This is a genomic window from Kocuria marina, assembly GCA_014652975.1.
Taxonomy (GTDB): Bacteria; Actinomycetota; Actinomycetes; order Actinomycetales; family Micrococcaceae; genus Kocuria; species Kocuria marina.
In genome coordinates this window covers 275,763-288,933 of record BMZV01000003.1, presented here as the reverse complement: position 1 = coordinate 288,933, position 13,171 = coordinate 275,763, and the positions used below count along the sequence as shown (strand labels likewise).

Genomic DNA, 13,171 nt, shown 5'->3' with positions numbered 1-13,171 from the left:
CTGTGTTCCCGGGTCACGACCCACATCTGATCCCAGTCCGACCGGAGGACCTCATGACTACTCGACGTTTGCGCACCCTGGGGACGCTTGGCCTGGCCGGGGTCACCGGCCTGGTCCTGGCGGGTTGCGGTGCCGCCCCGGACAACGCCGGCGACAGCAGCGCCCAGGCCTCCGACTTCAAGGGCTGCATCGTCTCCGACGACGGCGGTTTCCAGGACCGTTCCTTCAACCAGAGCTCCTATGAGGGCCTCAAGGCCGCCGAGGAGCACAAGGGCATCCAGATCAGCCAGGCCGAGTCCCAGTCCGAGACGGAGTTCGAGCCCAACCTGACCTCCATGGCGCAGCAGGGCTGCAACCTCACGGTCTCCGTGGGCTTCCTGCTCGCGGACACCACCAAGAAGGTGGCCGCGGCCAACCCGGAGAAGCACTTCGCGATCGTGGACGACAACTCGATCAAGGCGGACAACGTCAAGCCCATCGTCTACAACACCGCCCAGGCGGCGTTCCTGGCCGGGTACCTCGCGGCGGGCACGTCCGAGACGGGCAAGGTCGCCACGTACGGCGGCATGGACATCCCCACCGTGACCGTGTTCATGGACGGTTTCGCGGACGGGGTGAAGTACTACAACGAGAAGAACAAGGCGGACGTGCAGGTCCTCGGGTGGAACAAGGACTCCCAGAACGGCACGTTCCTGAGCTCGTTCCAGGATTCTTCCAAGGCCAAGACCGTCACGCAGAACCTCATCGGCGAGGGCGCGGACGTGGTCCTGCCCGTCGCCGGCCAGGCGGCCCAGGGCACCGTGGACGCCATGACCGAGGCCAACCGCAGCGGCAAGAACGTCCGGCTGATCTGGCCGGACACCGACGGCTACGAGACCCTGGACGCCGGCAAGGAGTTCCTGCTCACGTCCGTGCTCAAGGAGATGTCCACCTCGGTCGAGGACGTCGTGACGCAGGCCGCGGACGGCAACTTCGACAACACCCAGTACGTGGGCACGCTCGAGAACGGTGGTGTGGGCCTGGCCCCCTACCACGACCAGCAGGACGAGGTCAGCGAGGACCTCGACAAGCAGGTCCAGCAGCTCAAGCAGGACATCATCGACGGCAAGGTCACGGTGCAGTCCAAGAACGCCCCCACCGCCTGAGCGGGCGGGCCCGGCAGGAGCAGAACAGTGCAGTTGAAACTGACGGACGTCACCAAGAAGTTCGGTGACTTCACCGCCAACAACCGTGTGAACCTCACGGTGGAACCACATCAGATCCACTGTTTGCTCGGTGAGAACGGTGCGGGCAAGTCCACGCTCATGAACGTGCTGTACGGGCTGTACGAGCCCACGTCCGGCACGATCGAGATCGACGGCGCGCCCGTCAGTTTCTCCGGCCCCGGCGATGCCATGGCGGCCGGGATCGGCATGGTGCATCAGCACTTCATGCTGATCCCGGTCTTCACGGTCGCCGAGAACGTGGCCCTGGGTCACGAGAACACGCGCGGGATGTCCCTGGACCTGGAGACCACCCGGGCCCGGATCCGGGAGATCTCCGAACGCTACGGCTTCGCGGTGGACCCGGACGCCGTGGTCGAGGACCTGCCCGTGGGCGTCCAGCAGCGGGTCGAGATCATCAAGGCCCTCGTGCGGGACGCCAAGGTGTTGATCCTGGACGAGCCCACGGCCGTGCTGACCCCCCGGGAGACGGACGAGCTGCTCGAGATCATGCGGCAACTGCGGGACAACGGCACGTCCATCGTGTTCATCTCCCACAAGCTGCGCGAGGTCCGGGCGGTGTCGGACGTGATCACCGTGATCCGGCGCGGGGAAGTGGTCGGCCAGGTGGGTCCGGAAACGTCCACGGACGAGCTTGCGGCCCTGATGGTGGGCCGGGACGTCTCCCTGACCGTGGCCAAGGACACCGCCCACACCACCGGGACCGCGCTCGAGGTGCGCGGGCTCACCGTGGTGGGGGACAACGGCGTCGTGCTGCTGGACAATGTTGACTTCGACGTCGCGCCCGGCGAGATCCTGGCCGTGGCCGGTGTGCAGGGCAACGGACAGACCGAGCTCACCCAGGCCCTCGTGGGACTCGAGGAGCAGGTGAGCGGTTCCGCGCGCCTGGACGGGCAGGAACTCGTGGGGCTGCGCACCCGGGAGATTCTGGCCAGCGGTGTGGGTTTCGTGCCCGAGGACCGTTCCACGGACGGGCTCGTGGGCACCTTCACCGTGGCCGAGAACCTCGTGCTGGACCGCTACCGGGAACGGGAGTTCGCGGCGGGACCGTCCCTGCGCCTCGGTGCGATCAGTGGGCACGCCGGCTCTGAGGTGAACGAGTACGACATCCGCACCGGATCCGTGGACTCTCCGGTGGCCACGCTGTCCGGCGGCAATCAGCAGAAGGTCGTGATCGCCCGCGAGCTCGGGCGGCCCCTCAAACTGTTCGTGGCGTCCCAGCCCACGCGCGGTGTGGACGTGGGATCCATCGAGTTCATCCACAAGCGCATCGTGGCCGAGCGGGACAAGGGCACCGCGGTGCTCATCGTGTCCACCGAACTGGACGAGATCTACGCACTCGCGGACCGCATCGCGGTGTTCTTCCACGGTCGCCTCATGGGTATCGTGGGCCCGGACACCCCGCGCGAGGCCCTTGGGCGCATGATGGCCGGTGAGCCCGCGGACAGCGTGCTGCCGCCCGCGCCGTGGGATCACTCGCACGACGACGGCGGGTCCCCGGCGGGCGGCTCGACGGCCGCACCCGCGACCGCTCCCGCTCACGCGGGCGACGCCGCTGCCGTCACCCTGGATGGGGACGGCCTCGATCCCGGCGCCCACCCCGCCGACCGAACCACCGACCGACCCGAGGGGAACCGCACGGCATGAGCGCGTCCACCGCACCGGCCACCTCCGATCAGGTCTCGGCCCCGCCACCCACCGAACTCTCCGCCGAGGACCCGCGCCGCACCCTGCTGGGCTCCACCCTGCAGTCGGTGCTCGCGGTCGTCGTGGCGCTGATCCTGGGCGGGCTGCTGATCGCAGTCACGGACGAGCGCGTCCGCCAGGCCGCCGGGTACTTCTTCGCCCGCCCCGGGGACACGCTCTCCGCGATGTGGCGAGCGGCCTCGAGCGCGTACATCGCCATGTTCTACGGCGCGGTGTATAACCCCAACGGCAGCACGCTCGCGGACCGGTTGTACCCGCTGACCGAGACCCTGACCGTGGCGACCCCCCTGATCCTCGCGGGTCTGGGCGTGGCCCTCGCGTTCCGGGCCGGGCTGTTCAACATCGGCGCCCAGGGACAGATCCTGATCGGTGCCACGCTCGCGGCGTGGGTCGGTTTCGCGTGGCAGTTGCCCGTGGGACTGCACCTACTCGCCGTCGTCGTCGCCGGCGCCGCGGGCGGTGCCGTGTGGGGCGGGATCGTGGGACTGATCAAGGCGCGCACGGGCGCGCACGAGGTCATCCTCACGATCATGCTCAACTACGTGGCCCTGAACCTCGTGGCGTGGTTGCTCACGCTGCCGGGGTTTCAGCGCGAGGGCTCGTCCAACCCCATCAGCCCGCCCGTCGCGGACACCGCGATGTTCCCCAAGCTGCTGGGTGACCACTTCCGGTTGCACTGGGGCTTCGTGGTGGCCGTGCTGGCCACCGTGGCCGTAACGTGGCTGCTCAACCGTTCCACCGTGGGCTTCGAGCTGCGCGCCGTGGGAGCGAACCCCCGCGCCGCGCGTACCGCGGGCATCTCCGTGACCCGCGGGTTCGTCGTCGTCATGCTCCTCGCCGGCCTGTTGGCCGGGCTCGCGGGTACCGCGCAAATCGCCGGTACGGAACACTCGCTGACCTCGGGCGTGGCCGCGTCCTTCGGCTTCGACGCGATCACCGTGGCCCTGCTCGGCCGCTCGCGCCCGTGGGGGACGTTCTTCGCGGGCATCCTCTACGGGGCCTTCCGCGCCGGTGGCGTGACCATGCAGTCCATGACGGGGACCAACATCGACATCGTGCTGGTCGTGCAGTCCCTGATCGTGCTGTTCGTGGCGCTGCCCCCGCTGTTCAAGTTCGCCACCCGTCGCTCGAAGGAGGCCGCCGCGTGAGTACCGCTATCACTTCGCAGCCCTCCGGTCCTACGTCCGGATCCCCGGAGCCCGCGCCCGAAGCCTCTCTGGCCACCTCCGCCGCGAACCGCGCCGTGGGTGTGCGGACCCTGCGGCCCGCAATCGGCCTGGGTGTCCTGGCGCTCGTGTCCCTGATCGTCTTCGCGCTGAACGCCTCCGGGCAGAGCGTGGACTTCCGGGTCTCGAACGACGGCGATGCCATCCGCCTGCCCGACGTCTCCGTGCCCTCCGCCCCCTACGGTTGGGTGGTCACGATCGTGCTCGCCGCCCTCGCGGTGTACGCGGCCGTGCAGGCGCGCAAGCTGCCGCGCTGGGCGGTGATCGTGGCCGGTTTCTTCTTCGTGACCGGGTTCCTGGTGTGGATCGTGAGCACCGCCCAGACGCCCAGCATCTCCATCACGGCGTTGCTCGCGGGGTCCGTAGCACTCGCCACGCCGCTCGTGTTCGGTTCCCTGGGCGGTCTACTGTGTGAGCGCTCGGGCGTGGTGAACATCGCGATCGAGGCCCAGCTGCTCTTCGGTGCGTTCTCCGCCGCGGTCGCCGGGACCGTGGCCGGCAACCCCTGGGTGGGTCTGCTCGCGGCGATGCTGGGAGCGGTGCTGGTCTCCGCCGTGCTCGCGCTGTTCGCGATCCGCTACCGCGTGAACCAGGTGATCGTGGGCGTGGTGCTCAACGTGCTCGTCTCCGGCCTGACCGGGTTCCTCTTCGCGACCGTGCTCGAGCCCAACGCCGCGTCCTTCAACGCACCGGACCGCTTGCCGCACGTGCGCATCCCGGTCCTCGCCGAAATCCCCGTGGTGGGCCCCGTGCTGTTCGACCAGTCGGTGATCGGCTACATCATGTACCTCGCGGTGATCGTGGTGTGGTTCGCGCTGTACCGGACCCGATGGGGTCTGCGTACTCGCGCGGTGGGGGAGCACCCCAAGGCCGCGGACACCCTGGGCGTCTCGGTGAACGCGCTGCGCGTGCGCAACGTGTTGTTGGGCGGCGCCGTGGCCGGTCTGGGCGGGGCGTTCTACACGCTCGTCTCGGTCTCCGCGTTCACGCGCGATATGACCGCGGGCGCCGGGTACATCGCCCTGGCCGCGCTGATCTTCGGCCGCTGGAACCCCGTGGGTGCGCTGCTCGCGTCCCTGCTGTTCGGGTTCGCATCCAACCTGGAATCCATCCTGTCCTTCCTGGGCACCCCTGTGCCCAGCCAGTTCCTGGCCATGCTGCCGTACGTGGTCACGATCCTCGCGGTGGCGGGTCTCGTGGGCCGTTCCCGCGGCCCGGCCGCCTCGGGCGAGCCGTACACCAAGGAATGACGCGCACCGCGGTACGACGACGGCGCCGCGTGCGCCGCTCGCATGGCCACGCGGCGTCGTCGACCGGTGGTGCAAACGCGAGACCGAGCAGTTCCGGAACCGGACAATCCTGACGTTCGAGCGACGAGGAGAGGCAACGATCATGAGTGGCACCCGCAACCCGGTGGACGAGGCCACGTGGCGCGAGCTGCAGCGTGCCGCCACGGACGCCCTGGCCCACTCCTACTCGCCGTACTCCCGATACCCGGTGGGGGCGGCCGCACTCGTGGACGACGGCCGCGTGGTCACGGGCGCGAACATCGAGAACGCGTCCTACGGGGTGACCCTGTGCGCCGAGTGCTCCATGGTGAGCGCGCTGTTCATGTCCGGCGGGGGCAAGCTCGTGGCGTTCGTGTGCGTGGACGGCCACGGGGAGGTGCTCATGCCGTGCGGGCGCTGCCGGCAGCTGCTCTACGAACACAGGGCCCCGGGGATGGAACTGCTCACGGTCAGCGGGGTCCGCACCATGGACCAGGTGCTCCCGGACGCGTTCGGGCCGGAGAACCTGTAACCGGGGCGAAGCGACGTCGAGCCCGTCACGGACCGGCGCACGGGCCCGGTTCCCGGTATCCGTGGAGTCCGCGCCACCTATACTTTGCAGGAAACCAAGCCCGGCTCTGGAAGGGAAACGAACACGTGGGTCTGAGAGATCTGTTCCGCAGCAAGAAGAACGACACCCCGACACCCCAGCCGGCTCCCGGCGCCCGCCCCGTCGACCCTGCGGCCGCTCCCCAGAGCGCGCAGGGCGCTCCCGAGGCACCGCAGCAGGCGCAGGAGAACGCGCCGCGTCGTCATGATCCGAACGCAGTCGCCCTGCCGGAGTCCGGTGCGCTGCGCAACCTCGTGGAGCTGTTGCTGTCCCGCGGCGCGGACCGTGCGCGGCTGACCCTCGTGCAGTCGGGCAACATCATGACGCACCAGACCCGCCAGGCCGTCGGGGACGCCCAGGACGAGGTCGAGAACGGCACCGTGGACCAGGGCTCGCCGCTGTTCGACGACGTCGCGGATCTCTACACCCAGGCCATGAACACCCCCGTGGGGCCGTGGCGTCAGCTGGACCTGATCGCCGCCAACCCGCACGACGGGCAGCGCGAGATCACCGTGACCTACGACTTCCCCAACGGAGAGTCCCGCACGGAGCAGTACGTGCACGGCGCCCCGGCGGAGGCGTCGCAGCATGCCCCGGTGGCCGGGGCCCCCGTCGTCGACGGCGCGCTCGCCGAGGACTCCCGGCCCGCCGCCGGGACAGTCCCGGCCGACACCACCCAGGGCGACGACGACGCCGTGCGGGTGGTGCCCGAGCACGGGCCGAGCGAACCCGTCGAGGACGGCGAGGTGCTCACGGCCGGTGACGCGGCCCCGGTCGTGCAGGACGAGTCCCTCGAGACGCCCGCGGTGGCCGATCGGGATGCCGCCGAGCTCACGGCGCAGCAGGAAGAGGCCGAGCAGCCCCAGCGGTCGGAGCCGCTCGACGAGCGGGGACAGTTCGAGCAGCGGGAGTCGGCCCTCCACGCCGAGCCCGTCGCGCAGAGCACCGAGGATCGTCCCGAGGTGATCGACGCGACCGAGGAACGGGCCACCGAGAACGATGAGTCCAGCCCCGAGGACCTCCCGGCCCACGTGGACGAGTCCGAGTTCGGCACGGAACCCGCCGAGAACCTCGTGTCCGCCGCCTCTGTGCAGGATGCTGAGGACGACCCCGCGAGCGCACCGCAGGTCGCGCTCGCCACGGACGTGGCGCCGTCGTACCGCGGGGCCGAGCCGGAGCAGGGACTCGACCCGGACGCGTTGGCCCCGGGCAACCTCGCGCTGACCACGGGTGACGTGGTCTCCCGCTTGGCGGACGCGCAGCGGCACCTGTTCGACTCCGAGGGCACCGCGCGGGACGTCTCCACCGTGTTGATCCGCGTGCGCGCTCTGGGCACGTACTACGACGCGCTGACCCACGTGCGCCTCAACGGGTTCTGGGATCAGCGTCCGACCTTCGAGCTGGTCCCGGAGGAACTGCTCAAGGTCCAGGAGCTCAAGGACGACTCCTACGTGGAAGGCTCCGGCGCACCGCTGGCCATGATGTTCCGCTTCCGCCCGGGCGTCCCGCCCGAGGTCACGTTCGACTACTCGGACGAGGAGGCCTTCGTGCGCTATGAGCAGCGCCTGCCGGGGCAGAACTACCTCGAGGAACTGCGCATGTACCCGCGCACCGGCTCCAACATCCCCGAGCACGTCAACGACGCCCTGCAGGACTGGAACTACTGATCCATGACGTCCCGCACCATTCCCGAGGCCCCCGCCCGCACCACGGACGGGGGCTTCGGGCCACACCGCCGGATCTGTCTGCACGATCACCTGGACGGCGCGCTGCGTCCGGCCACGATCATCGACCTCGCCGCCGGGATCGGTCATGAGCTGCCCGCCACGGACCCCGCCGCACTCGGTCGCTGGTTCCGGGAGAGCGCCAACTCGGGCAGCCTGGAGCGCTACCTGGAGACCTTCGCGCACACCGTGGCCGTGACCCAGACCGCGGACGCGCTGCGCCGGGTGGCCCGCGAGTACGTCGCGGACTGCGCGGCGGACGGGATCGTGCACGCGGAAGTGCGCTGGGCTCCGGAACAGCACGTGGCCGGTGGCCTCACGCTCGACGCCGCCGTGGACGCCGTGCAGGCCGGTCTCGCCGAGGGCGTGGCCGAGGTCAAGGCCGCGGGCGGTCACCTCTCAGTCGTGCAGATCCTGTGCGCCATGCGCCACCTGGACCGCTCTCTCGAGATCGCCGAGCTCGTGGTGCGCCGCGTACGCGCCGCGGCATCCGATAACGCGGCGTCGGACACCACGACGGCGCACGGGGGCGTCCCCAGCGAACCCGCACCCGGGTCCGTGGTCGCGTTCGACCTAGCGGGACCCGAGCGTGGTTTCCCGGCGTCGGATCACCGCGCGGCCCTGGACCTGCTCGCGGAGAACTTCATCCCCGTGACGCTGCATGCGGGTGAAGCGGACGGTGCGGAGTCCATGGCGGATGCGCTCACCGCCGGACGCGCCCTGCGCCTGGGTCACGGCGTGCGGTTGCTCAACGAGGACCCCGATGCGCGGTCGCCGCTGTCCCGGTGGATCCGCGACCGCAGGATCGCGCTGGAGGTCTGCCCGTGCTCCAACCTGCAGACCGGTGCGAGCGCGGTGTGGGGGGACGACATCGCTCATCACCCGGCCACCCGGTTTCTGCGGCACGGCTTCGCGGTCACGATCTCCCCGGATAACCGGCTCATGAGCGACACCTCCGTGGGCAACGAGCTCGAGCTGTTGCGTGAGCAGGCGGGGTGGGACGAGGCCGATCTGGTCGCGGTGCAGCGCAACGCGGCCCGCGCGGCGTTCGTGCCGCGGGCCTATCAGGAATGGCTCGAACGCCACGTGACGGGTGAGGACGCATGACGGCGCCCGAGGAACCGACACGAGAGGCGTCCGCGGGGTCTGTGACCCCGCACGATGAGTCGGCGCAGAAAGCCAGGACGGGGAACATGACCGCCCATGACCCGGCGGTGCCGGACGGAGGCTCCGCACCGGGCGCGGAGTTCGAGCGGCTGCTCGCCGTCATGGACCGCTTGCGTTCGCCGGGCGGGTGCCCGTGGGATGCCGCCCAGACCCACGAGTCGCTGCTGCGCTACCTCGTGGAGGAGAGTTACGAGGTCGTGGAGGCGGTCGAGGCGCTCGAGCCGTCCGAGCGGCGTCGTACCGAGCTCGTGGAGGAACTCGGGGACGTGCTGCTGCAGGTCGTCTTCCACTCGCGCATCGGCCAGGAACACCCCGACGGGCAGCGCTTCGACATCTCGGACGTGCTGGCCGCGGTCACGGACAAGCTCGTGCGGCGCCACCCCGCGGTGTTCCCACCGGGCCACGACGCCGCGGCGCGCCAGGCCGCGGGGACGACCGCTGCGACTGCGGGCGCCGTGAAGGCGACCGCTGCGGACAGCACCGTTGTCGAGGGCACCACCCTGGACAGTGCCAGCCCAGGCGGCACTGGCTCGGATGTGACGGGCGCGGGCAGCGTCGTCGTCGGCAACGGGACACCGAGCGATGCGGAACTCGCCGCGCGCTGGGACGCAGTGAAACGCCGCGAGAAACCCCAGCGCACGCGGATCTTCGACGGCATCCCGCCGGCGCTGCCCGCGCTCGCGTACGCCGAGAAGGCCCTGTCCAAGGCGCGCCGGCACGGCGTGGCCGGGCTCCCGGAACCGCGCCCCGAGTCGGACGAGCAGGACCGGCAGGCGGAGGAGGACGCGCTGGGGGAGGAGTTGTTCCGCCGCGTGCAGGACAGCTCCGCGCGCGGCCTCGACGCCGAGCGCGCATTGCGGACGGCGGTGCGACGGTTCGTGCGTGACCACGACGCACCTTTATCGCCCGCACCCAGCGACGCTCGGTAGGCTAAAGACCGGGGGACCGCCCCACGGGTCGACGACCGACAAGGAGATTTTCATGGCAATGATCATTGCGCTGCAAGCCCGCCAGATTCTGGACTCCCGTGGCAACCCCACGGTCGAGGTTGAGGCACTGCTCGAGGACGGCAGCTTCGGGCGCGCGGCCGTGCCCTCCGGCGCGTCCACCGGTGAGTTCGAGGCCGTGGAGCGCCGCGACGGCGACAAGAAGGTCTTCCTGGGCAAGGGCGTGCTGGACGCCGTCCACGCCGTGGACGAGGAGATCGAGCAGGCCGTGGTGGGCCTGGACGCCTCCGACCAGCGCGCCGTGGATCAGGCCATGTTGGAACTGGACGGTACCGACAACAAGGCCAAGCTGGGCGCCAACGCGATCCTGGGCGCCTCCATGGCGATCGCCCGTGCGGCTGCGAGCTCCGCGGACCTGGAACTGTACAAGTACCTGGGCGGGCCCAACGCGCACGTGCTGCCGGTGCCCATGATGAACATCCTCAACGGCGGTTCCCACGCGGACTCCAACGTGGACATCCAGGAGTTCATGATCGCCCCGATCGGTGCTCCCACGTTCTCCGAGGCCCTGCGCTGGGGTGTGGAGGTCTACCACAGCCTCAAGTCCGTGCTCAAGGACCGCGGGTTGTCCACCGGTCTGGGTGACGAGGGCGGCTTCGCGCCCAACCTCGAGTCCAACGCCGCCGCGCTGGACCTGATCCTCGAGGCCATCGAGAAGGCCGGGTACAAGCCCGGTCAGGAGATCGCGCTGGCCCTGGACGTGGCGTCCTCCGAGTTCCACGAGAAGGGTTCCTACACCTTCGAGGGCCAGAAGCGTTCGGCCGAAGACATGTCCCGGTACTACGCCGAGCTGGTCGAGAAGTACCCGCTCGTGTCCATCGAGGACCCCCTGGACGAGAACGACTGGGAGGGCTGGGCAGCGCTCACCGAGCACATCGGGGACAAGGTCCAGCTCGTGGGTGACGACCTCTTCGTGACCAACCCGGAGCGCCTGGGTCGCGGCATCGACGAGCACGTGGCCAACGCCCTGCTCGTGAAGGTCAACCAGATCGGCTCCCTCACCGAGACCTTCGACGCGATCGAGCTCGCCCAGCGCAACGGCTACCGCTGCATGATCTCCCACCGTTCCGGAGAGACCGAGGACACCACGATCGCCGATATCTCCGTGGCCGTGAACGCGGGTCAGATTAAGACCGGTGCCCCGGCGCGTTCCGAGCGCGTGGCGAAGTACAACCAGCTGCTGCGCATCGAGGAGGAGCTCGGCGATTCCGCGACCTACGCCGGTGCCTCCGCGTTCCCCCGCTTCACCGGCAAGTGAGCTGTGCGGCGGCCCCCGTGCCGCCGTGGGTTCCCTGACGACGACGCCGCTCGCCCCCGTTCCCGGGGCCGGGCGGCGTCGTGCTGCGGGTAGACTGACCGAGCACGAACCACCCACGTCACCCGGGAGGCACCCATGGTCGGACCCCGCCCGCGGATCCCCCGTATGGGCCCCGAGCCCGCTGACGACACCCCGCGCGAACCGCGCGGCGGGCGCTCGCGGGACGCTCGGCGCAACCCTCCGCGGGACACGCAACGGTCCGCGAAACGGGACTCGCTGAGGGACACCCCCTCCCAGGACAGCGCTGGCGGCTCGTCGACGCTCGCGGCCCCCACACCCGCCCACTCGTTCAACGGGCGCCTCGTGGCCCTGATCGTGGTGGCCACGCTCATCGTGTTCTTGGCCGCGCCCACCACCAAGATCTTCTTCGACCAGCGCGCGCAGATCTCCGCGCTGCAGCAGAGCATCGCCCACGAACAAGAGCGACAACAGCAGCTCAAGCACGAGGAACAACTGTGGGGGGACGACTCCTACGTGGAGCAACAAGCGCGTGAGCGGATGTCCTACGTGATGCCGGGGGAGAACGCCTACCTGGTGCTCGGCGCGCAACCGGGCGTGCGCCAGAGCGTCGAATCCTCCGCCGAGCAGGTCGAGGCTAGCAAGCCGGCGTGGGCGGACGGGCTGTGGCAGTCCGTGGTGGACTCCGCGTACCCGCCCGAACAGATCACCCTTGAACCGCAGACCCGAGGAAGTGGCAATCAGTGACCGCAGCGGCCCATGAACACCGCCCGTCCGTGACCGATCAGGACCGCACCGTGGTGGGACACCAGCTGGGTCGGCCCCCGCGGGACGTCGTGGAGATCGCGGCGCGCTGCGTGTGCGGGAACCCGCTGGTCGTGGCCACGGCCCCCCGGTTGAGCAACGGTTCCCCGTTCCCCACGGTCTTCTACCTCACGCACCCCGTGATCACGTCCGCGGTGTCCCGGCTCGAGGCCGAGGGCACCATGTACGGCATGTCCGACCGGATCACTGAGGACCCGGAACTCGCCGAGCGGTACCGGGCCGCGCACGAGCATTACCTGGAGCAGCGGCGCCGGATCGGGGAGGAAACGGGGATCGGCGAGGTTCCCGAGATCGAGGGGATCTCCGCGGGCGGCATGCCCACGCGCGTGAAGTGCCTGCACGTGCTCGTGGGGCACAGCCTCGCGGCCGGTCCGGGGGTGAACCCCCTGGGGGACGAGACCCTCGAGCTGATCTCCGACACCTGGTCCCGGGACCACTGCGCATGCGATCCCGCGTGGCGCAGCGCGGACTGACCCTCGTACGGCGTTCGCCCCGGTGGGGTGACGTTCCCGAGGGGCGGTCCGATCATGACTGCCCCGATCACTCATGCGCGATCATGCGTGTGCCGTGACCACCGCGGGCATGGGCGGTGGCGCGTTCGCTGGTCAGAGTCCCGGGTCGGGGTCCACGGCGTGACGGGTGCGGTGCTGCAGTTCCCGCCACTGGCCGGTCGGCCCCAGTGACAGGGACAGGGTGTGCAGTTCCACGTGCGTGGGTGAGTGATCGGGCTCGTGGGCGGGTTCCCCGTCCTCGGTGATCATCCGCTGGATCATGGAGCCCGGCATGAGGATCAGGGCCACCTGTCGCGCGGCTCCCGGCGGGAGTTCCAGGGGTGCGACGACCACCTGGGGATCGGCGTCCACCGTGGGTTTCAGGGCACGCAGCGCCACGTCCACACCGCCGCGCGCGGGGTTCAGCGCTCGCCCACGAGCCACGGCACCACGATGCCCGCCGCGGCCACGAGCAACCACGAGACCAATTCGCCGTCGGGCCTGCGACGCGGATCGCGCTCCGCCGTCCATACCAGCCATGTGAACCGCATGAGCAGCAGGGTGGAACCGGTGGCCACGAGCGGCAGGATCGAGTCCAGGCCCCCTCCCAGTACGGAGATGGGTGATACGGCTTGTTTGGACACGTA

The 13,171-nt window shown here is 69.9% G+C and carries 13 protein-coding genes; 11 read left to right on the top strand and 2 right to left on the bottom strand.

Going from position 1 to position 13,171, the window contains the following annotated elements; genetic code table 11:
- Positions 1-53: 53 nt before the first annotated feature.
- The 11 genes from IE157_RS09080 (at position 54) to IE157_RS09030 (ending at position 12,506) form a co-directional block, all read left to right on the top strand.
- Positions 54-1,145 carry a BMP family lipoprotein gene (locus IE157_RS09080; protein WP_064847178.1) on the top strand — a complete coding sequence of 364 codons (1,092 nt, stop codon included), beginning with the start codon at positions 54-56 and terminating at the stop codon, positions 1,143-1,145.
- A 27-nt stretch (positions 1,146-1,172) separates the two neighbouring features.
- Positions 1,173-2,870: an ABC transporter ATP-binding protein gene (locus tag IE157_RS09075; protein WP_193519783.1), complete on the top strand. Its 1,698-nt coding sequence runs from the start codon at positions 1,173-1,175 to the stop codon at positions 2,868-2,870.
- Positions 2,867-4,078, top strand: coding sequence for an ABC transporter permease (locus IE157_RS09070; protein ID WP_193519782.1), 1,212 nt, complete (start codon positions 2,867-2,869; stop codon positions 4,076-4,078). The genes IE157_RS09075 and IE157_RS09070 overlap by 4 nt, the downstream gene beginning before the upstream one ends.
- Positions 4,075-5,406 carry an ABC transporter permease gene (locus IE157_RS09065; protein ID WP_064847175.1) on the top strand — a complete coding sequence of 444 codons (1,332 nt, stop codon included), beginning with the start codon at positions 4,075-4,077 and terminating at the stop codon, positions 5,404-5,406. The genes IE157_RS09070 and IE157_RS09065 overlap by 4 nt, the downstream gene beginning before the upstream one ends.
- Positions 5,407-5,548: 142 nt before the next feature.
- Positions 5,549-5,956 (top strand): cytidine deaminase, encoded by a 408-nt coding sequence (locus tag IE157_RS09060; RefSeq protein ID WP_098055423.1) that lies wholly within the window; start codon positions 5,549-5,551, stop codon positions 5,954-5,956.
- Between the two features lie 125 nt (positions 5,957-6,081).
- Positions 6,082-7,701: a hypothetical protein gene (locus IE157_RS09055; RefSeq protein ID WP_193519781.1), complete on the top strand. Its 1,620-nt coding sequence runs from the start codon at positions 6,082-6,084 to the stop codon at positions 7,699-7,701.
- 3 nt (positions 7,702-7,704) lie between these two features.
- Positions 7,705-8,865: an adenosine deaminase gene (locus IE157_RS09050; RefSeq protein WP_098055418.1), complete on the top strand. Its 1,161-nt coding sequence runs from the start codon at positions 7,705-7,707 to the stop codon at positions 8,863-8,865.
- Between the two features lie 86 nt (positions 8,866-8,951).
- Positions 8,952-9,854, top strand: coding sequence for a MazG nucleotide pyrophosphohydrolase domain-containing protein (locus IE157_RS09045; protein ID WP_193519780.1), 903 nt, complete (start codon positions 8,952-8,954; stop codon positions 9,852-9,854).
- A 52-nt stretch (positions 9,855-9,906) separates the two neighbouring features.
- Positions 9,907-11,190, top strand: coding sequence for a phosphopyruvate hydratase (gene eno, locus IE157_RS09040; RefSeq protein WP_035963725.1), 1,284 nt, complete (start codon positions 9,907-9,909; stop codon positions 11,188-11,190).
- 135 nt (positions 11,191-11,325) lie between these two features.
- Positions 11,326-11,955 (top strand): FtsB family cell division protein, encoded by a 630-nt coding sequence (locus tag IE157_RS09035; protein WP_064847171.1) that lies wholly within the window; start codon positions 11,326-11,328, stop codon positions 11,953-11,955.
- On the top strand, positions 11,952-12,506 hold the full coding sequence (locus IE157_RS09030) for a DUF501 domain-containing protein (RefSeq protein ID WP_085107017.1): 555 nt from the start codon (positions 11,952-11,954) through the stop codon (positions 12,504-12,506). The genes IE157_RS09035 and IE157_RS09030 overlap by 4 nt, the downstream gene beginning before the upstream one ends.
- 132 nt (positions 12,507-12,638) lie before the next feature.
- On the opposite strand, the gene IE157_RS09025 is transcribed toward IE157_RS09030, so the two are convergent.
- A complete protein-coding gene (locus IE157_RS09025) occupies positions 12,639-12,968 on the bottom strand; it encodes a hypothetical protein (RefSeq protein ID WP_193519779.1) in 330 nt (109 codons plus the stop codon).
- Positions 12,947-13,168, bottom strand: a complete 222-nt coding sequence (locus IE157_RS09020; protein WP_193519778.1) for a hypothetical protein — start codon at positions 13,166-13,168, stop codon at positions 12,947-12,949. Before IE157_RS09020 ends, IE157_RS09025 begins: the two co-directional genes overlap by 22 nt.
- Positions 13,169-13,171 lie beyond the last annotated feature (3 nt).